This is a genomic window from Myceligenerans pegani (assembly GCF_014892515.1).
GTDB lineage: Bacteria > Actinomycetota > Actinomycetes > Actinomycetales > Cellulomonadaceae > Myceligenerans > Myceligenerans pegani.
Genome location: NZ_JADBGR010000107.1, coordinates 234,735 through 253,979, shown reverse-complemented (window position 1 = coordinate 253,979; position 19,245 = coordinate 234,735). Strand labels below are relative to the sequence as shown.

21 protein-coding genes are annotated in these 19,245 nt (G+C 70.4%); 12 read left to right on the top strand and 9 right to left on the bottom strand.

The window, feature by feature from the left end:
- Positions 1–25: 25 nt before the first annotated feature.
- Genes IIE03_RS21955 through IIE03_RS21935 form a run of 5 tightly spaced genes read left to right on the top strand, consistent with a single transcriptional unit; the run spans position 26 to position 6,843 of the window.
- Positions 26–2,425 carry a beta-galactosidase gene (locus IIE03_RS21955; protein ID WP_192864895.1) on the top strand — a complete coding sequence of 800 codons (2,400 nt, stop codon included), beginning with the start codon at positions 26–28 and terminating at the stop codon, positions 2,423–2,425.
- A complete protein-coding gene (locus IIE03_RS21950) occupies positions 2,416–3,744 on the top strand; it encodes an ABC transporter substrate-binding protein (RefSeq protein WP_192864894.1) in 1,329 nt (442 codons plus the stop codon). Before IIE03_RS21955 ends, IIE03_RS21950 begins: the two co-directional genes overlap by 10 nt.
- Positions 3,741–4,643, top strand: a complete 903-nt coding sequence (locus IIE03_RS21945) for a carbohydrate ABC transporter permease (protein WP_318843119.1) — start codon at positions 3,741–3,743, stop codon at positions 4,641–4,643. The genes IIE03_RS21950 and IIE03_RS21945 overlap by 4 nt, the downstream gene beginning before the upstream one ends.
- Positions 4,640–5,530 carry a carbohydrate ABC transporter permease gene (locus tag IIE03_RS21940; RefSeq protein ID WP_192864893.1) on the top strand — a complete coding sequence of 297 codons (891 nt, stop codon included), beginning with the start codon at positions 4,640–4,642 and terminating at the stop codon, positions 5,528–5,530. Before IIE03_RS21945 ends, IIE03_RS21940 begins: the two co-directional genes overlap by 4 nt.
- Before the next feature lie 8 nt (positions 5,531–5,538).
- Positions 5,539–6,843: a cellulase-like family protein gene (locus tag IIE03_RS21935; RefSeq protein WP_192864892.1), complete on the top strand. Its 1,305-nt coding sequence runs from the start codon at positions 5,539–5,541 to the stop codon at positions 6,841–6,843.
- A 170-nt stretch (positions 6,844–7,013) separates the two neighbouring features.
- Here the strand turns inward: IIE03_RS21935 and IIE03_RS26170 are convergent, their stop codons facing one another.
- Positions 7,014–7,895 carry an ADP-ribosylglycohydrolase family protein gene (locus IIE03_RS26170; RefSeq protein ID WP_225998141.1) on the bottom strand — a complete coding sequence of 294 codons (882 nt, stop codon included), beginning with the start codon at positions 7,893–7,895 and terminating at the stop codon, positions 7,014–7,016.
- Positions 7,896–8,343: 448 nt separating this feature from the next.
- On the opposite strand from IIE03_RS26170, the gene IIE03_RS21925 reads away from it, so the two are divergent.
- Positions 8,344–9,114, top strand: coding sequence for a hypothetical protein (locus tag IIE03_RS21925; RefSeq protein WP_192865089.1), 771 nt, complete (start codon positions 8,344–8,346; stop codon positions 9,112–9,114).
- A gap of 63 nt (positions 9,115–9,177) precedes the next feature.
- Here IIE03_RS21925 and IIE03_RS21920 read toward each other — a convergent pair whose 3' ends face one another.
- Complete coding sequence (locus IIE03_RS21920) at positions 9,178–9,930, bottom strand: SMI1/KNR4 family protein (RefSeq protein WP_192864890.1); 753 nt, start codon at positions 9,928–9,930, stop codon at positions 9,178–9,180.
- Positions 9,931–10,350: 420 nt separating this feature from the next.
- Between IIE03_RS21920 and IIE03_RS21915 the strand changes: the two genes are divergently transcribed.
- Complete coding sequence (locus IIE03_RS21915) at positions 10,351–11,379, top strand: alpha/beta hydrolase family protein (protein WP_318843118.1); 1,029 nt, start codon at positions 10,351–10,353, stop codon at positions 11,377–11,379.
- Between the two features lie 10 nt (positions 11,380–11,389).
- Here IIE03_RS21915 and IIE03_RS21910 read toward each other — a convergent pair whose 3' ends face one another.
- Both IIE03_RS21910 and arfB read right to left on the bottom strand, forming a co-directional pair.
- The gene (locus tag IIE03_RS21910) at positions 11,390–12,226 is read right to left on the bottom strand and encodes an MBL fold metallo-hydrolase (RefSeq protein ID WP_319643990.1); all 837 of its coding nucleotides are present in this window, start codon (positions 12,224–12,226) and stop codon (positions 11,390–11,392) included.
- Between the two features lie 240 nt (positions 12,227–12,466).
- Positions 12,467–12,913: an alternative ribosome rescue aminoacyl-tRNA hydrolase ArfB gene (gene arfB / locus IIE03_RS21905; protein ID WP_192864887.1), complete on the bottom strand. Its 447-nt coding sequence runs from the start codon at positions 12,911–12,913 to the stop codon at positions 12,467–12,469.
- 208 nt (positions 12,914–13,121) lie between these two features.
- Between arfB and IIE03_RS21900 the strand changes: the two genes are divergently transcribed.
- On the top strand, positions 13,122–13,262 hold the full coding sequence (locus IIE03_RS21900; protein ID WP_192864886.1) for a hypothetical protein: 141 nt from the start codon (positions 13,122–13,124) through the stop codon (positions 13,260–13,262).
- Positions 13,263–13,275: 13 nt separating this feature from the next.
- Here the strand turns inward: IIE03_RS21900 and IIE03_RS21895 are convergent, their stop codons facing one another.
- Positions 13,276–14,238, bottom strand: a complete 963-nt coding sequence (locus IIE03_RS21895; RefSeq protein ID WP_192864885.1) for a zinc-binding dehydrogenase — start codon at positions 14,236–14,238, stop codon at positions 13,276–13,278.
- Positions 14,239–14,320: 82 nt separating this feature from the next.
- Here IIE03_RS21895 and IIE03_RS21890 point away from each other — a divergent pair, with 82 nt between their 5' ends.
- Positions 14,321–14,974, top strand: a complete 654-nt coding sequence (locus IIE03_RS21890; RefSeq protein ID WP_192864884.1) for a TetR/AcrR family transcriptional regulator — start codon at positions 14,321–14,323, stop codon at positions 14,972–14,974.
- A 93-nt stretch (positions 14,975–15,067) separates the two neighbouring features.
- Here IIE03_RS21890 and IIE03_RS21885 read toward each other — a convergent pair whose 3' ends face one another.
- The gene (locus IIE03_RS21885; RefSeq protein WP_192864883.1) at positions 15,068–15,415 is read right to left on the bottom strand and encodes a hypothetical protein; all 348 of its coding nucleotides are present in this window, start codon (positions 15,413–15,415) and stop codon (positions 15,068–15,070) included.
- Between the two features lie 161 nt (positions 15,416–15,576).
- Positions 15,577–15,936 (bottom strand): hypothetical protein, encoded by a 360-nt coding sequence (locus IIE03_RS21880; protein ID WP_192864882.1) that lies wholly within the window; start codon positions 15,934–15,936, stop codon positions 15,577–15,579.
- 232 nt (positions 15,937–16,168) lie between these two features.
- Here IIE03_RS21880 and IIE03_RS21875 point away from each other — a divergent pair, with 232 nt between their 5' ends.
- A complete protein-coding gene (locus IIE03_RS21875; RefSeq protein ID WP_225998140.1) occupies positions 16,169–16,534 on the top strand; it encodes a hypothetical protein in 366 nt (121 codons plus the stop codon).
- Positions 16,531–16,971, top strand: coding sequence for a MerR family transcriptional regulator (locus IIE03_RS21870; RefSeq protein WP_192864881.1), 441 nt, complete (start codon positions 16,531–16,533; stop codon positions 16,969–16,971). The genes IIE03_RS21875 and IIE03_RS21870 overlap by 4 nt, the downstream gene beginning before the upstream one ends.
- Positions 16,972–17,007: 36 nt before the next feature.
- Here the strand turns inward: IIE03_RS21870 and IIE03_RS21865 are convergent, their stop codons facing one another.
- The gene (locus IIE03_RS21865) at positions 17,008–17,838 is read right to left on the bottom strand and encodes an SDR family NAD(P)-dependent oxidoreductase (RefSeq protein WP_192864880.1); all 831 of its coding nucleotides are present in this window, start codon (positions 17,836–17,838) and stop codon (positions 17,008–17,010) included.
- 96 nt (positions 17,839–17,934) lie between these two features.
- Here IIE03_RS21865 and IIE03_RS21860 point away from each other — a divergent pair, with 96 nt between their 5' ends.
- On the top strand, positions 17,935–18,372 hold the full coding sequence (locus IIE03_RS21860) for a MarR family winged helix-turn-helix transcriptional regulator (RefSeq protein ID WP_192864879.1): 438 nt from the start codon (positions 17,935–17,937) through the stop codon (positions 18,370–18,372).
- Positions 18,373–18,431: 59 nt separating this feature from the next.
- Here the strand turns inward: IIE03_RS21860 and IIE03_RS26930 are convergent, their stop codons facing one another.
- Positions 18,432–19,232, bottom strand: a complete 801-nt coding sequence (locus IIE03_RS26930) for a CPBP family glutamic-type intramembrane protease (RefSeq protein ID WP_192864878.1) — start codon at positions 19,230–19,232, stop codon at positions 18,432–18,434.
- Positions 19,233–19,245 lie beyond the last annotated feature (13 nt).

Sequence of the window (19,245 nt, the reverse complement as noted above, 5' to 3'; positions counted from 1 at the left end):
GCATCGCACCCCTCGAAGGAGAGACATGAACATCGACGTTCACCCGGCACCCGCCGCTCAGCGGCTGCGTGCCGAGGCGCCACACCCGCCCCGGCGAGGTCATCTGCCGCTCGGCGACCCTGAGGGCACCTCCGACCGGATCGAGATCACCAGCGGGTGGATCGAACGGGCCGGCAAGCCGTGGTTCCCGATCACCGGCGAGATCCACTACTCCCGGCTACCGCGCGACCGGTGGTCCGAGGTACTCGGGCACGCCCGGGCCGGTGGTCTGGACACCGTAGCCACCTACGTCCTGTGGCAGGCGCACGAGCCGGAGCCGGGCCGGTTCCGGTGGCATGACGGCCTCGACCTCCGGGCGTTCATCGAGCTTGCTGCACGGCACGGCCTGGACGTGATCGTCCGCATGGGGCCGTGGGCACACGGCGAGGCCCGCTACGGCGGCTTCCCGGACTGGCTCGTCGAGCGTGGCGTGGCCACGCGCACGAACGACGCCGACTACCTCGAGCTGGTGCGCCGGTTCTACGGGCAGATCATCGGCCAGCTGGCCGGGCTCACGCATGCCGAAGGGGGACCGGTCGTCGGCGCCCAGATGGACAACGAGCTCTACGACCAGCCACAGCACCTCGCGACGTTGCGCACCATCGCCGAGGACCTCGGTCTGCGGGTGCCGATCTGGACGGCGACGGGCTGGGGAGGTGCCCAGGTGCCCGGGTCCCTGCTGCCGGTGTACAGCGCCTACACGGACGGATTCTGGGAGGACTCGGCCACGGAGTGGCCAGATTTCGCGGCCTTCCACTTCCGCTACAGCGAGGTCCGTGACGACCTGACTGTCGGTGCCGACCTGCGTGAGGCCCTGGACGGCATCGTGCTGGACCCTTCGGCGGTGTGGCTCAAGGACGACGCAGCCCTGCCGTTCGCCACCTGCGAGCTCGGGAGCGGCATGCACGTGGCCTATCACCGTCGGCCCCTCGTCACCTCCGAGGAGGTCGGCGCTCTCGCGCTGGCGAAGATCGGCAGCGGCTCCATCTGGCAGGGGTACTACATGTACGCCGGTGGAACGCAACGACGTGGTGCCCACGGCACAGAGCAGGAGTCGCACGCCACCGGGTACCCCAACGACGTCCCCACCGTCAGCTACGACTTCTACGCGCCGGTCGGCGAGCACGGGCAGGTGCGCCGACACCACCACCTCCTGCGCCGACAGCACCTCTGGCTCGCGACCGATGGCTCACAGCTGGCTGCCATGCGCACCACGGTGGGCGGAGGCGGCGAGGACCCGTCCGAGCTGCGCTGGTCGGTCCGCTCCGACGGACACCGTGGCTATCTCTTCCTCACGACCTACCAGCCGGCCCGTCGCCCGCTCGACCCGCAACCCGGGCTACAGGTCACCGTCGAGCTGGACGACGCCGTCGTGACCGTCCCGTCCCGTCCGACGGACGTACCGGCGGGCGTGTCCGTGGCCTGGCCGCTGCGCTACCCGCTGACCGACGAGCTGGTGCTGCGAAGCGCGACGGCACAGCTCGTCACCAGGGTCGCCGACGACGCCGGTGAGATCGTCGTCCTGAGCGCCACGGAGGGTGTTCCGGTCGAGCTGGTCCTCGAAGGTGACGTCGATGTGCGCGGCGTGGGGGCAGCGCGACACGACGGCGGGCACACCGTCGTCGACCTCGTGGGCGTCCCAGGACCGGGCGCATTCGTCGAGCTGCCGGGCGTGCGTGTCCTGGTCGTCGACGAGGAGACAGCCAACCACCTCTATCGCCTGGAGATCGCCGGACGAGACCGGCTCGTCCTGGCCGACGCACCCGTGTACGGGGTCGACGGCGGCCTGGTCGCCCACCCGGACACCGAGTCGGTCACCGTTTCGCTCCTTCCTGCGCCGGTGTCGCTGACGTCCGAGGACGCCGAGGTCCTCGTGGCTAGCGCGGTGGCGGCGCCCTGGAGGACGTGGACGGTCAGGACCAACGCAGGACGGCGCCTGCTGGCGAGCGGACTCCAACCACATGCTGCCGCACCACCTGAGCCCGCGCGGGGCGGCCCGATGGGCCGCCTCAGCGCGCCGCGGGACTTCTCCGGCGCGGCGCGGGTCGAGCTCGACGTGCCGGGCGAGCTCGTGGCCGGCGTCGACCGCGCCCTCATGCGGATCACCTGGACGGGCGACATCGGCCGGGCGCTGATCGGCCGCGAGGTGGTCAGCGACCACTTCTGGCACGGACGGACCTGGGACCTGGACCTGACACCGTGGCGCGAGCAGGCCGCTCGGGACGGGGTGACGCTCGAGCTGCTGCCCTGGTGCGACGACACCGGAGTCTGGGTGGACCCGTCGGTGCGCGATGTCCCCGAGGGCATCACGGTGCCCTCGGTCGAGATCGTGCGCGTCGCCAAGGTAGTTCTCGTTGCCGAGGAGGCGAGCCGGCGATGGAGCTGAACAGGCGCGACCTGCTCAAGGTGCTCGGTCTTGCAGGGTTCGGGATCGTCGGCGGGGGAGCCTTGGCCGCCTGCACGACGCCGGGCAGCGGCACCCCGGTGTCGTCCGGCGACGCGCTCCTCGATCTGTGGACGCACGACCCCGGGTACGCGACGTTCTTCACCAGCGCTGCAACCGACGCCGCACTGGTCGGGGGGAGCGCGTGGAGCTTCGGCATCGACGTGACCTCCATCGCCCCGGCGGACATCGTGTCGCGGCTCATCACCCAAGCCGTGGCACAGCGCCCGCTCCCGCAGCTTGCCGGCCTGGTGATCGACCAGTTCCCCCGGGTCATGCGGGCCGACATCGCCGAGAACCTGTTCGTCGACCTCACCTCCCTGACCGAGCCGCTGGGTGATCGGCTCCTCAAGACCCAGCCGTACTCCGTCGACGGGAAGGTCTACGCCCTTGAGTCGGACAACTCGGTCTCCGTGATGTTCTACCGCGCGGACCTGTTCGAACAGCTCGGCATCCCGGACGACGTCGGCACCTGGGAAGAACTGCTCGAGATCGGCGCGGGCATCGCGGCGGACACCGGACAGGCCGTCGGGATGGTCGCCAACGGCGACAACGGCTCCATCGTCAATGGATTCGTCCAGATGCTCCTGCAGCGCGGCGGCAGCCTGTACGACGCCGACGGCAACCTCACGGTCGTGTCGGACGAGTCCGTCGAGGTGCTGGAGCTCATGGCCGCAGGCGTACGCTCCGGCGCGTTCCTCGCGCTGTCCGACCCGTACGGCGGCGCAGCGGCGGCAGCGCTGAAGGAGAGCCAGCTGATCGCGACCGTGATGCCCAACTGGTACGAGGTCTACGGGCTGCAGGCGAACGTTCCGGACCAGTCGGGGCGCTGGCGGGCGCGCACCATTCCCAAGTTCGCCGGCGGCGGCCACATCGGGTCGACCCTGGGCGGGACGGCGTTCGCGGTGCTCAAGGACCAGCCGCTGACCGACGCCGCGACCGACCTGCTGCAGCGGGCCTACCTGAGTGAAGAGGGCCAGCTCGCCCGCTATCACGCCGGCGCGTACCTGCCGACGCTCGTCGACCTGTACCAGTCACCGAGCTTTCAGCAGATCAGCGACGACTACCTCGGAGGCCAGCGGGTCTTCGAGATCTACGCGGCAGCAGCGCAGGACATGCCGATCTTCTACCAGGCCGCGGGGGCATCGGTGCTGCGGGACAGCCTCGGCGGGCCGATCCTGCGTGCGATCAACGGCCAGATCGGCGCCGAGGAAGCCCTTGCTACCGGTGTGCGAATGTACGAGAGGCAGGTACAGCAGTGACGACCGCCGTGGCAGCGACGAAGCTGCGTTCGGACCAGCACCGCTGGGCTCCCTACGCGTTCATCTCGCCCTTCTTTCTACTCTTTGCCACCTTCATGCTCGTCCCTGTCGGGGCAGGCATCTACCTGAGCCTGACGGACTGGGCGGGGCTCGGCGAGCCCGACTTCATCGGTCTGGCCAACTACTCCAGGCTGCTCGGGGACGCGAGCTTCGGTGCGGCGCTGGGGAACACCGCTTTCTACACCCTCTTCGCGATCGCCGTCGTGCTGCCCGTGTCGTTGTTGATCGCGGTCGGACTCGATGCGCGGGGCCTGAAGCTGCGCGACTTCTTCCGGCTGGTCTACTTCATGCCTGTCGTGCTGGCCCCGATCATCATCGCCCTGATCTTCGGTCTGATCTTCGACGGGCAGTACGGGCTCCTGAACGCAGTTCTCGAAGCTCTCTTCGGGTTCGGCGGAGTCTCGTGGCTCACGGACCCGATGTGGGCTCGCGTCGTGGTGGTCGTGCTCGTCCTGTGGCGGTGGACCGGCTACCTCACGATCTTCTTCCTCGCGGGCCTGCAGGCCATTCCGAGGGAACTGCACGAAGCGGCCGAGCTGGACGGTGCGGGCGTCGTACGCCGCTTCTTCTCCGTCACGCTGCCCCAGCTGCGACCCGTCACGGCCTTCGTCGCCGTGACCATGCTGGTCAACACGGCGCAGATCTTCGAAGAGCCCTTCCTCCTCACGCAGGGCGGGCCCGGGGAGGCCACCCTGTCGGTCTCGATGTTCGTCTACAGGGCAGGCTTCCAACGCCAGGAGCTCGGCTATGCCGCCGCGGCCGGCGTCGTCATGTTCGTCATCGTCTTCGTGCTGGGCCGCATCGGCACCCGCGCGTTCGGCGTCGGGAGGACCCGATGAGCACCACACTGATCACCGTCGAGGCGTCACCGGCCGCGGCCGTCGCACCGGTACGGCGCCGGCGGGCCCCTCGCCCTGCACGGGTAGCGCTCTACGCGGCGCTCGTCGCCCTCGCACTTGTCTACGTGGTCCCGCTGCTGTGGGCGCTGTCGTCGTCCTTCAAGGATCGCAGCGACATCTTCGCGTTCCCGCCCGCGCTGTGGCCCGACTCCGCGACGCTCGGTAACTACACGACCTTGCTCGCCACTCAGCCGTTCTGGTCGTGGATGCTCATGAGCACAGTGATCGCGGTCGTCAGCACGGCCGCTACCGTCTTTTTCTGCTCGCTGGCCGGGTTCGGGTTCGCCAAGTACGAGTTCCGTGGCAAGAACCTGCTCTTCGACGTGATGTTCTCGTCGATGGCCATCCCGTTCGCGGTGATCGTGGTCCCGCTGTTCATCCTGGTCGCCAAGCTCGGGCTCGCCAACCCGTTCTTCGCGCTCGTCGTCCCCTGGGTGGCGCCCGCGTTCGGCATCTTCATGATGCGCCAGTACACCGAGCAGTCCGTGCCGGACGAGATCCTCGACGCGGCACGTATCGACGGGTGCTCCGAGTTCCGTGCATTCCTCACCGTGGTGTTCCCCCTGCTGCGTCCCGCCGTCGGAGCGCTGGCCGTGTGGAGCTTCCTCAACTCGTACAACAATCTCCTGTGGCCGCTGGTGATCGTGGCCGAGCCGGAGTTCTACACGGTGCCGCTCGGGCTGCAGGCGCTGTTCGGCGCCGAGGGGCGCCAGTACGACCTCGTCATGGCCGGCTCGGTGCTTGCCGCGGTGCCCGCCCTGATCGTGTTCTTCGTCCTGCGCAAGCAACTCGTGAACGGCCTGACGGCAGGGGCGGTCAAGGGATGAGAGCGTCGATGGTCACCACCGCTACGAAGGCCCGGACCAACAACCCGGCCCCCGTTCCGGCGCATCTGCCCCGGCGGCTCACCATCACGCTGTGGGACTTCTCGTGGTATGTCCGCACCGGTCCCGGCGAGCCGTTCGAGAACCTCGACACCGCCTTCGCCCGCGCCGTCGAGCTCGGCTACAACACCGTGCGGATCTGCGCCATGCCGTTCCTGCTGTTCCGCTCCGGCCTGGACACCAGCGCCTTGCGGCTGCAGCCGATCGGCGGGGGGTACGCCGGCCGGGTCCGATGGTACGACGTCGAATCGCCGACGACGATCGATGCCCGCGCACACCTGCTGGACTTCTTCCGAACTGCTGACCGGCACGGGGTGGTCGTGATCGTCTCGTCCTGGGAGTACCAGCAGAGCCCGGCGTTCGCGGCCGACCGGGCGTGGTACGACGCTCTCCAGGCGGTCGACCCGGACAAACGGCTCGTGGAGCTCGGCCGTGCCATGGCCGATCTGGTCGACCTGCTGGCCGAGCACGGGCTTGCCCATACCGTCGCCTTCGTCGAACTGCACAACGAGGTCCAGGCGGGCCATCTCACACACGGGCTGCCCGGCCAGGAAGATCCTGTGGTCGAGCTGCGCGGGCGACTCGAGGCGGGGATCGACACGTTCCGCGCCCGCCACCCCGACGTCTTGTGCGGCGTGAACTACGCGGCGGTGCCGGTCACGGCCATGCGCGGTGTTCCGTGCAACGCGCAGGTGCTCGTCGTGCACCCTTACGTCTACGGCGTGCTCGACGACCTCGTCCAGGAATTCGTACTCCGCGGCGACCCCGCGGACTTTCCGCAGGCGCGCGCGGATGCGGAGCTGCTGCGTCCGGGGGCGCCGCGACTGGCCGAGTGGGCTCCGCCGGCTGACGAGGACTGGAAGCGGCACGCCTCGATCGTGGGAGAGGCGGAGATCTACGTCCACGACTGGTGCGACCCACAGCTGGTCGACCGCTGGCTCTACGACCGCTACGGCGCTCATCGCGTCGCGATGGCCCTGCGCCTCAGGGAATGGATAGGTGTCGCAGCCGATACCGCCGCACGTCTGGAGATCCCGCTCGTGTTCGGCGAGGGCTGGGTCGGTTACACGCCACGCGACTGTCGGTTCGAGGAAGGCCCGGTCGGGGCGCAGATCTGTCGCGACGCGGTCCGGTTCTCCGTCGAGGTCGATGCGTGGGGATCGCTCGTCTGCTCGAACGCCGCCCCGCACCATGCGATGTGGGACGACGTGGAGCTCCAGCGCGGATGCAACCGCATGCTCCTTGGCGGGGCGTGATGTGACGCCGGCACGACGCCCTCCGGATCGCGGCAAGCCGTCACGCCCGTCGCCTCGTGGAACAAGCGCTGGACCGGCGTCGGCAGTCGCGCGCCGGCGCACTTCCGCCGACCACCGGGCCCTGCTGTCGTCGGGGCACAGCGGCTACTGCGACGGGCTGGTGGCCGCCGTCAGCGAGCCGGGCCGGACGGCATCCAGTCGGGTAGGGGTTCACGATGTGACAGCCACGCCTCGGGTACCCCGGCGATGGCGTCGCGCTCGCCGAGGCCGGTGTAGGCAGCCACGATGCCGCCGACGATGGCCGCGGTGGTGTCGACGTCGCCGCCGGCCTCGATACAGGCCGCGATCGCGGCGGGGTAGTCGGTCAGCCGGGTGGCGGCGGCCCACAGGCAGAACGGGACCGTGTCCTGCGCGGAGACCCGCGACCCGTTGCCCAGCTGCCAGGCTGCTTCCTCCACGGACGCGTCCTGGAGGGCGAGCGCGACGGCCGCCCCCTTCGACGTCGCACCGGGCACCAGGTACGGGACGACGGCATCGATTACTTCGCCAGAGGCCGGCATCGTCCCGGTCATGCGGCACCGGGCGAGGAATGACGCCGCCACTGCGATCACGACGGCTCCGGCGATGCCCTCGGGGTGGGCGTGGGTGACCTCCGAGGCCCGGATCGCCTGCTCGGCGGCACGGTCGAGGTCGCCGGCGAAGTAGGCGCCCAGTGGTGCGATCCGCATGGCGGCGCCGTTGCCGTACGAGCCTGTCGGGAACGCGGCGACGGTTGCCTGCCGCCACGGGACGCCGTCACGGATCTGGCGCAGCACCTGTACGGCGCCCGCGCCGTAGCCGCGGTACGGGTCGGCTCTGTGCGCGAAGTCGAGGGCGAGGCGGTCTTGATCGATGTCGCCGCGTTCGAGTAGCTGCGCCACGACGGTGCAGGCCATGTCGGTGTCGTCGGTCCACTGCCACTCGCCGTCGGGCACCACGCCGTCCCGCAGCAGCTGCGCCGGATCGTTGTCCGGCACGAAGTACTGCGCGCCGAGCGCGTCACCGACGGACAAGCCGTCGAGGCTGTCCAGACACAGCCTGGAGCGTTGCTCGAGGTGGAGAGAAGGGGAGCGCGGCCGTGACACGCCCCGAATCGTCTCAGACGCACGCGAGCTCACCCAGCCCGAGGTGTGGTGCCGGCGCCTTCGTCCGGCGTTCCACGTGGTCGGGCCGATAGGTTGATTGCTCGGTTCGGGAGGCAGATCGCCTTCGCTGGTCGGGCCAAGCTCATGTCCAGCGGGAGAGCCCAACAAGACCTCGACGGGGTGCCGGTAGCCGAGCTGTAGCGCTTGGTCGGATCGAGCGGGGCTACCACCACGCCGGCGCCGTCCGGACCACGAGCTGACGTTGGAGAACGTGCTGGTGACGGCCTCCGAGGCGAGTGGGCCGCGCGGAGTGCCGGGGCGACTGTGATCGCGCGTATGCTCTGACGACTCGAGAATGTCGACCAGGACGCAAGGGATGGGTGTGCAGGTGAACAGGACTCCTCCCGCTCCACAGGGGTTCTGGGACCTCGTCGAGAAACCTGAGATCTCTGCGTCCGACGCAGGCATCGAGCTGCTGCTCACCAAGCTGCGGGACAGCCCTGAAGGCCTGGCGCACTCCTACGCGTCGCACATCTCAGAACTGTTGGACCTGCTCACGCCCTACCGGTTCCACATGGGCCCGGTACCGTTGTTCCCCCTGGCCGGCGACTCGCGGTTGGCCGCGTTCTGCGCCGTGATCCTGGCCGGCCGCGAGAGGGTGGCAGCGGTCCTGGACCGGCCGGCCGGTACCTGGGTGCGCGCCTCCGAAGACCTTGAGGCCATCCATCCACTCCTCGATTGGCTCGAGGGCGAGCTCGACGACAGCCCCGAGGACTACCCGCGAGACGTCCTGGAGATCAGGCTCGTCGATCCGTACATACGGCTCGTCAAACGGCCCGGCATCCGGGGCATGGCGAAGGCCTGCGACGACCTGGCGAAAGACCCGGTACTCAGGCTGGCGGTCAAGTCGGCCGCTCACATCGAGACGCTCGAAATCATGCTGATCATCGAGAAGACCGCGAGCGAGACCACGATCGAACGCGGCCCTCACACCAGCGTGACCACAATCGTCGACGAAGGCACTCTCCGCCGGAAGACGTTCGACAACGGGTACGGCTTTGCACGGCAGTTGGTCCACGACACCTTCGCCAGCCTTGGTCTGACCATTGAACCCTCGACCGACCACCTGGTTCCAGCAGAAGGCTGAGGCCCTTGGCACGACGAACGGTGCTGGCGTGCCGTCAGGGTCCGTCATCGGTCACCGGGGCCGTCAGGAGCGCAGCCCCCGAAGGCGCGAGGTGCGGCGCCGTGTTCGCCCGCCGTCGACGATTCCGACGCCGGTCTCGGCGTGCCGCAGCCACGTGAGGTAGTGGTCGCGAAAGCTGTCCGAGACCGGAAGGACGTCGTCGCCCATCACGCGAATGTGTCCCCGCTGGGGTCCGGAGACCACGAGCCATTCCTCCCAGCCGCAGCCCTGGTGCCCGAGGGGGATGCAGCCGATGAACCGGCGTGAGAAGACCTCCTCCTCCAGGTCCCGCAGCGCCTCTCTCGCAGCGGCGAAGCCGGCATCGTCGGGGAATTCAGCTCGTTGCGGTGCGGCCTCGGGAACTTCATCCCAGGCGTCCTCGATCTGTTCGGCGGTCTGCGCGGGCCTGCGGATCTGGTCCAGGATCACGTCGCCGTGGCCCCAGTGCCATACACCCCGCTCCCTGCGCAGCACCTCCATGCCATAGCCGGGACCAGCGCCACCCGCACCCACCTCGATCAGGAACGAACGATATTCCTCCGGGAGAGCGACGCAGAGCTGTGCTTCCGCTTCTCGCACCTGCGCCGTGGTCAGCGGCGGTGCCAGAACGAATCGATGAGCGCCGGCGCCGAAGGTTGTCAGACGCCTGTCGCGTCGGCGCAGCCGTGAGACTCGCTCGCGCACTCCGTGCCAGTTCGCCATCTCACCTCCCTCCGGGTCGGCATCGAAGTATGGCCCCGGTCGCGGGGAGTCGTCGTGACGGACGGCGGCGAGCACTGACCCCGGTTACGAACTCAACCCCTCGCGTGTTCGATTCTCGCGCGCAGGAGCGTGAGCCATGGATGCGCGGGCAGGCCGTCCAGCTCCCCGGGCCGCGACCGCGACACGCTCGCCGTCGAAGGCCATGGCGGAGATCCTGGCGTCCGGCAGCTTGGCCCGACGTGGGATCGGAGGCCGGCTGTGGGACTGCCGAGCAAGAAAACGGCACGATCAACTATTCAGAAGCCTCGCCCGTGGCCCCAGAGTGGTGAGCGTCGAGGGCGGCACCTTCCTGTCCGCCTCGCCTGCTGTGGGCCGTAGAGCTCAGCAGGGAACCTGTCGAAGGGATCTGCCATGAGTGATTCGAATCGACCAGCGGACTCAGTCGGACCGCGCGCCGGAATATCCCGGCGTGGGGCCCTGTCGGCCGGGATCGGTGTGGTCGCGGCAGGCGCCGCGGCGAGCGTGCTGGGCGCCGGGGGAGGCCTGGCCGAGGCAGCGGAACGTGGCGATACGGCGGGCGCCGGTCACGTCGGGGGTCCGGCTCGAAGCATCACGGTCAGCCCGATCGTTCTGCCCGCGCCCGGCCGGCCCGTGCCCCTGGAGGTCCGGGTCACCGCGCCCGTGACCGGGCGGAGGCTGCCGGTCATCCTCTTCTCGCACGGCCACGGTCAGGTCAACTTCCTGAACTCTCTCGTCGGGTACGCCCCGCTCGTGGACCATCTGGCGGCGCACGGGTTCGTCGTGATCCAACCCACCCACCTGGACGCGACAGCGCTCGGCCTCCGTGACGCCGACGACGTCGACGCGCCCCTGTACGTGCGATCACGAGCCGAGGACATGAGCCGCATCATCGATCGGCTGGATGTGATCGAGAAGGCCGTGCCGCGGCTCGGCAGGCGCCTGGACCGGGACAACATCGCCGTCATGGGGCACTCGTTGGGTGGTCACACCGCGAGCCTGCTGCTGGGTATGCGATTCGACGATCCCTCCCAGGGAAACCGGTCGGTCAGCCTGGCCGACCGCCGGATCACGGTGGGCGTGCTGCTGGCCGCGCCGGGCCGAGGCGGTGATGCGCTCCACGCGGGTGTCGCCGAGCGCTACCCCGCTCTCGTGGCCCCCGACTTCTCTACGATGAGGGCACCCGCGCTCGTCGTCGCAGGTGACCGGGATGACTCTGCCACGTTCACGGACCTGGGCCCGCGGTGGCGCATGGACCCGTACTTCCTCTCCCCGGGTCCCAAGTCCCTGCTCACCCTGTACGGTGCCGAGCATCAGCTCGGCGGGATCTGCGGATACGACGCAGCCCTGACCACGGACGAGAACCCCGCGCGGGTGGCAGCGGTCGGGCGACTGGCCTCGGCCTACCTCCACACCGCGTTCGACCCCCAGGACTCGTCCTGGCAGGCAGCACAGGACGCGTTGACGACAGGGGCCGATGCCGTGGGCCGGGTCGAGCACAGGTGATCCGGCCCCCTCAACCAGGCGTCCCGCCGCCTCCGCTGATCCGGGCGAGACGCCGGAGCTGCCCTTCGTGCACGTCGCTCACCCACTCCCAGCCGGGCTTGGCCGTCGGGCCGAGCCGCGGGTCGCCGGGAACGCGGCCCTCACGCAGGGCGAGCACGTACGAGAGATCCTGGTCGATCCGCGCCCGGACCTGATCGGCTCCGCCGACGGACCCGTGGCCGGGGACGACGACGTCGACGTCCTCCGCCACGGCCTCGAGCATCCGCAGCCCGGCCAGGTAGTTCCCGATCGGGTCGGCGGTGTCGTCGAACATGGGGATCAGGACGTCGGAGAGCATGTCGCCCGCGACGAGCACCCCGCGTGCCTCGATCAGCAGCGCCGCGTGGCCCGGGGCGTGCGCCGGATGTTCGATGATCCGTATCTGGGGGCCGTCCCAGGGGATCTGCGCGGTCTCGGCGGGCAGGCCGGTGATGAGGCCGAACGCGTCCAGCGGCACCTCGCCGGCGATCTCCGGCGGTAGCCCCTCGGCGACGCCGGCCTTCCAGTCCGGGTCCGACCGCAGCTCTCGCATGAAGGCCGCACAGCGGGCCGTCCCGAACCGGGGCGCCTCGCCGAGGTCGGCATGCCAGAGCACGTGGTCCCAGTCGGGATGCGTCGAGAAGCCGGCCACCACGGGCCGGCCGAGCTCGGCCAGGTCGCTCGCCAGGCAGGACATCTCGTCGCCGGTGATCCCGGCGTCCACGAGCAGCACGCCGTCCCTGCCGTGCACGACGACGGTGTTGTTCTCGAGCAGCTCGCTCTGGTGCACCAGCACACCGTCCGCGACGTGTCTCAGCACGGTGGCCACCCCCGCTCGTGACGTGCGACCGCTTGTCCGCGACCGTAGCACCCCAAGCAGTTCGAGAACGCGAGCAGTGCTACACGGGTGGAACGGGCTTCTGCCAGGGCGGCTGAACCGCACTCCTCGGGAGCGGGATGGCGTGGCGACCGGCCGCGATTCCGTCGCTGACGGCGTTGACGGACCGGCTGACCCTTCGTCGTTGTCCTGGTGGTGCGGTGAACTGGATGAGGAGCGGGTCGGGAACCGTTAGTCCTCCCGCCCGGGTCTGGACGAGCGCAGGCGCTTGGTCGTGGATCGCTGCTTCTTGGCGGTCAGGCGTCGTTCGTGCGACGCGCGGGTGGCGCGCGTGGGGCGGCGGGTGCGCGGGGGAGGGGCCAGGGCGTCGGCCACGAGGGCCATCAGGCGTCGGGCGGCGGCGTCGCGGTTGCGCCGTTGCTCCCGGTGTTCGGAGGCGACGACGGTGAGGACCCCGTCGACCAGGCGGTCGGCGAGGCGCGCCACGAGGCGCTCGCGTTGCGCGTCGCTCAGGACGACGGACCCGGCGACGTCCCAGGTCAGCTCGACGCGCGAGTCCGTCGTGTTCACACCCTGGCCGCCCGGCCCGGAGGAGCGCGAGAACCGTTCCCGGAGTTCGGCTCGCGGGATCGTCAGCGCATGGCTGACGACGAGACCGGGGCGAACGGGAGACGGCATGTTCCCATCGTCCCGCGATCGGCGTCGTTCGTCATCGTCATAACTTTCCGTCTCGCCCTGTCGTCGATCCGGCTGCCCGGGAGCGTGGCGTGTCCCTGTCGATGGCGAGCGCGGCGTCCGACCGCGATGTCAACCGGGTCGAGTGTGATTCGCCTGGTCGGGGGGCGTACGTAGCCTGGAGGCCCGTCCGTACGCGAGGAGGTCGTCGATGGCTGGTCTGTGGGGTAGGAAGTCGCGCGCGAACAGCTGGAAGCGCGGCCTGTGGGGGAGCACGACGAAGGGGCGCAGCAAGAACCTCGGCAAGGGGTTGTGGGGGAGCAGCAAGCGCCGCAGGCGCGGCCTGTGGTGACCGGCCGCGGGAGTCACGGCACCAGCACGATCCGGCCGAAGACCGTGCCGTCGTCCATCTGGCGGTGCGCGTCGGCGGCGTCGTCCAGGGAGAGGACATCGTGCACAACGGCGTGCAGCTCGCCGCGGGCCGCTGCCGCGAAGATGTCGGTCCTGGCGCCATTCCGCGGCCCGGCGGGCACGGTGTCGAGACTGAACGTCGCGACCGACCGGGACTGCTGGAACGCGCCGAGCAGTCGGGCGCCGAAGTTCGCCGGCGGCATCCCGGCGACCACCCCGACCAGCACCAGCCGCCCGTTCGCCGCGAGGCGGTCGACGAACGCGGGCGTGTCGGGCCCGGCGACGACGTCGATGATCACGTCATAGGCCGCGGGGGTGCTCGCGTCCCCGCCGCCCGACCGGTCGAGCACGTGGGTCGCGCCGAGCTCGCGGAGCCGCTGGCCGCGTTCGGCCGACGACGTCGTCACCGCGACCGCGCTCGCGCCGCCGCGCGCCGCGAGTTCGACCGTCGCGATACCGATGCTTCCTGCGGCGCCACGCACGAGCACCGATTCGCCGGCCGCGAAGTGCGCGTGGGCGAGCGCGAAGTGCGCGACCACGGCCGAGCTACCGAGGGTCACCGCGTCGATCGACGACAGCTCGCCGGGGAGCGCGACGACGTCGTCGACCCGGGCGATCGCCTGCTCGACGTAGCCGCCGCTCGTGCCCGTGAACATCCACACCCGCCGTCCCACCCAGGACGCGTCGACCCCGACACCGGCGGCGGTCACCGTGCCGGCGACCTCGCTTCCGGGGATCGTGCCGGTCGTGAACCCGAACCCGCCGAGGGTGCCGCGCCGGATGACGGCGTCGACCCCGCCCACTCCGATCGCCTCGGTCTCGACCACCACCTGGCCGGGGCCGGGAACGGGGGCCGGCAGTTCGGTCACCGCCAGGCCGCTCGGGTCGCCGAACCGTTCGATCGTCACTGCTCGCATCTGTCTCTCCTGGGTGCTGCGGTCGGTGCTACCGTCGCCGACGTTAGCGGACGCCCGCGTCCACTTACAGGAAGTGAGAGACATGGCCGAGCCATTGCCCCACTTGCGCTCCGACGCGCGGGGCAACCGCGACCGGATCCTCGAGGCCGGGCGCGAACTGTTCGCCGAACGCGGCCTGGACGTCACCATGCGGGAGGTCGCCCGCCGGGCGGGGGTGGGGCCCGCGACGCTCTACCGCCGGTTCCCGGCACGCCAGATGCTCCTCGACGCGGTGTTCGCCGACGAGTTGCGCGCGTGCCGGGGCATCGTCGAGGAGGGCTGCGCCGATCCCGACCCCTGGCGGGGGTTCTGCTCGGTCGTCGAGCGGATCAGCGTGCTCAATGTCGGCAACCAGGGCTTCGTCGACGCCTTCATGGCGGAGAACCCGGGAAGCGACTCGTTCACCGAGCATCGTGCCGCCATGCTGTCCATGCTCGCGAGGCTGGCCCGGCGCGCGCAGGACGCCGGCCGGCTGCGCGCGGACTTCGTGCTCGACGACCTCGTGATCGTGCTGCTGGCCGGGCGCGGGCTCGCGGCCTCGCGGTCGGCGCGTGGCGTCGCGGTGGCGCGCCGGTTCGCGGCCCTGGCCATCGAGGCGTTCCGCGCCTCGGACACCAACCGCCCGCTGCCACGGGGAGCGGCCGTCGCCGCGCATCTGATGCGGCTCGACGGCGGACGGCTCGCCGGTAGCCGCTAGGGACCGGCGTGCGGGTCGTTGCCCGGGGAGGCCGTACCCACGTTCTCGCCGGACCGGACAGCTGTATCCGCCCGGCGCGGCGATGACTCGGGCCTACGGCTCGTCGCGGCATACGGGGGTCTCGGCGTGCCGCGGTTCGCCGCACAGGCCGATGAGCCGGGCGATGAGCGAGTGCTCCTGCTCGGCGAGGGCCGAGGCGCCCGTCTCGATCCATCGGGCCCGCGTCTCGCAGGCCGCGAGGCTGTCGAACTCTGCCTGGTCACGTAGCCATTCGTCGTCGGCCCGGAATCCGTCGAACGCGGTCTCGCAGGTGACCGGGGGGATGACCAGCGTCGGGAGGATCGCTCGGTCCGGCGGATCAGGACGCGGTGCACCGCTCCCGCAGCCCACGCACGCGGCCGCTGCCACCATGACCAAGATCCCGCAGGCGATCGATCGCATTGCCCCAGCTCCTCGACGTGGACGGCGAAGGCCGACGGTCCGCGTCCCCGGGCGATCGTGAGATCACCGCACGGGACGGCCTCCACGATCTCTTGTGTCCGGCCGCCACGCGGCCTTGCCGTCGCGGGCCGGTCCGCGACGCGACGGAGGTCTTCACGACCTCATGGTGCGGACGGAGACGACGACGGGCCCGGGCCCGCGGGGATCCCGACGTTGATCTCGACGCTGCCGGATCGGCCCGGCTCACGCCCTTCGGGCGGGTACTCGCAATCGATCTGGGAGATGTCGGTGTCGGCACCTGGATCGGCGTCGCTTCCGGGTTCGGTGGTGTACACGAACGTGCAGGCCCGGCCGTGCGCGTCGGTGAACGACTCGACGTAGACCCTCTCGGGGACGGGCTCCGAGCAACCGCTGAGGGTCATGACCGACCCGAGGACTCCGACGACGATCGCGGGGCGCCGGAGCGACCGGACCGACGCGCTCAGCGTGTCGCCGATGCGGCGACCGGGCATGAAGACCATGGCGGGGGACCTTCCTCGACGGACGTCAGCGCTTCCTGGGCGGGGCGCGGTTGAACCGATGATGGCCGCGGGACTCCGGGAGGGGTCCCGGAGCGCGGCGGCGGCCGCCGAACCCCGATACCCGCGGCGACGACTATCGCGTGGGTGCCGCGCCCCGGGCGGAGGTGCCGGGACGATCGGGCCGACCGAGGGCTTGCATTCCGTACCCAGGTCCGGGTTTACCGTCGATGACATGACCGCGAACCCGATACCGATCCCGATGGCCGACGACGGCTGGGTCCCCGGCGCCTGCACCCTCCCGACGGTCGAGCGGCCCCTGCGTCGCGCCGAGTTCGACGACCTCTTCGCCCTGGACGTGCTCGCCGTGATCCGCGAGTCGGCGACCCGGACACGGATCGACCTGCGGCCCGATCCGGAGACCGCCGCACGGGCCGCGACGCTCGCGGTGAGGGAGGCCGGCTGCTGCTCGTTCCTCACCTTCGACCTCGCCATCGGCGACGGCGCGGTCACGCTCGGCGTCGCAACCGGCCCGGCGCACCGGGAGGTGCTGGCGGCGCTGACCGCGCGGGCGGAGTCGCAGGTCGGAGCGGGCACATGACCGGCATGCTCCGGGCGGGCCGGGTCGCCGAGGCGGCAGGCGTCAACGTCGAGACGCTGCGCTACTACGAGCGCCGCGGGATCATCGACGAGCCGGACCGGAGCCCCGGCGGTCACCGGCTCTATCCCGAGACGACGGTGACCACACTGCGGATGATCAAGGCTGCTCAGAACCTCGGGTTCACCCTCGACGAGATAGCCGAGCTCCTCGAGGCGGCCCACCGTCACCACGGCCGCGTCCGCGGCGGCCTGCAGGCGCGGACCGAGGCGAAGCTCACCGAGGTCGAGCAGAAGATCGCCGACCTCCAGACCATCCGGTCCAGCCTCCTGGCCGCGCGCGACGCCGGCTGCGAGGACCTCGCCCGGTGCGCCGAGTCCGACGACTGCCCGATCCCCTTCGTCACGATCGGCCAGCTACCCGCCGCGACCAGCTCGTGACAGCTCGCGCCCGAATGGTGCGACAGCAGCGAGCGGTCACGCGGCGTGGACACGGATCGAGTCGAATCCCAGGGTGCGGTTGAGCTTGCCGGTAAGCCGCGCGGTGGTGGTGCGAGGAAGGTACCGGGGAAGCCAGGAGGCGATCTGGTTGAGCCGCCTGCCCGGGTACGACGCGCTCCGGCCCCGGGCGAAGTCGTCCAGCGTCCTGCGGGCGACGGTGTCGGCGGAGTCGGTGATCCTCGGGTCCATGGTGTAGGGGGTGCCGTCGGCACGGGTGGCGCCGTCGAAGAACGTGGTGCCTGTCGCCCCGGGGTGCGCCGCCATGACCCGGACGCCCTGACCGCGCAGCTCTTCGGCCAGGGCTTCCGTGAATGACAGCACGAACGCCTTGGTGCCGGCATAGCTGGCCTGATAGGGCATCGGCTGGAAGGCCGCCGACGAGGCGATGTTGATGATCCCGCCGGAGCCCCGGGACGCCATCGTGCGGCCCAGCGCGTGGGTCAGGGTCATGAGCGCCGAGATGTTGAGATCGACCGACACCTGGTTCGGTTCGAGCGCCCGGTCGAGGAACGGGCCGACGGCCCCCGCGCCCGCGTTGTTGAGAAGCAGATCGATCGTCGAGGGGGAGTCGTCGAGGGTGCGGACGACGTCGGTGACCTGATCGCGGTCGGCCAGATCCGCCGCGATGGTGGTCACCGCGACGTCGTGCGCGGTGCGGAGCCGGGCCGCGACCTCGTCGAGGGCGGACCCTGACCGCGCGACCAGCACGAGGTCCGAGCCGCGCCGGGCGAGCTCCGCCGCATAGGCGGCGCCAAGGCCCCGGGAGGCTCCGGTGACGAGCGTGGTGGTGCCTCGGTACGTGTACATGCGACCGCCTCCATCAATATAGTTCGAGACTCGAAGTAATGGAGGGGACTCTAGCACCTTCGAGTCTCGAAGTGATGCGCGTCGTAGGATCGGCGAGTGAGCCAGACCGACCTCGAAGCCGTCGTCCGGGCGAACCACGAGCTCTTCATGCGGACGGGCGACAGGGTGACCGAGCTGGTCGCGCAGCACGGGCTCACCCTCGCGACGGCGCAGGTGCTGTGGGTCATGGACCCCGAGGAGACGCCGCCGTCCATGAAGGTGATGAGCGAACGCCTTCACTGCAATGCGCCGAACCTCAGCTTCGTCACCAACCAGCTCGTCGACCGTGGGCTGGTCGAGCGGCTGACCGACCCGCATGATCGCCGGTCACGTGTCCTCACGTTGACCGCGCAGGGGAGGCAGGTGCGCGCCGAGATCATCGCTGGAACTCTGGAGCGCACCCCGTTCGCCACGCTGGGTGCCGGCGAACTGCGGGAGCTGTCCCGCCTGATGGCGAAGGTGCTCTCCGCGGGGGACGGCGAAACGGCCGGGTAGCGGATCGGCCCGCGTCGCGGGTGAGTCCGGCTGGTGCGGCGACGCCGTCCCGGCCGCAACTACCGGAGCTGCGCGCGTCGTCGCGTGCTCAGCAGGTGTGCCGCCGCGAGCATGAGGGCGCTGCCGATCGCGACGACGGCGAGCTGGTCGCCGAGGCCGAGCTCGCCGGGGTCGGCGAGCAGGTTGAGTGTCGTGAGCGGTGCCGCGTGCGCGAACACGGCCGGCCAGACGCTTCCCCAGCGCACCACGAAGGCGCTCAGCAGGATGCCGAGGGGGAGCAGCGCGAGCGTCGCGGAGACCGCCGTCGACCACGGCAGCGTGCCCTGGACGGCCATGGCTCCGTGGAGCGGGACGTGGAAGGCCACCCAGACGAGCGCGATCAGGGTCGAGCTGCGCCAGAAGCCCTGGCCGGACCACGCCTGCTGGAGGAATCCGCGCCAGGCGACCTCCTCCCCGAACGTGCTCACCGCGAACACCACGGCGAACACGGGCACCATGAGCGCGACGGACGCGAGATCGGCGGCATCGATCAGGCTCGCGACCCCGAGGAGCTGCGCCCCCAGCGCCGCCACGAGGTAGACCGCGAAGAGCACCAGCACGCTCACCGCGGCGCCGGCCAGGAGTCGCTTCCAGCCGCCCGGGCGCAGCTTCCACCAGTACGCGAGCCCCTCGGGCAGCCGCGCGGCGCGGATCACGACCAGCGCGACGATCGCCGGGATCCATCGCCCCACGGTCGGGAACCACTCCGGGATCTCCGTGTCGAGGGCGAGGAAGGCCCCGCAGACGACGGTGACGGTGGTGAGCACGGCCACGATGAACCAGAGCGTGGCGCGCTGCGCCGAGATATTTGTTCGCTGCACAATTGGGGACGCT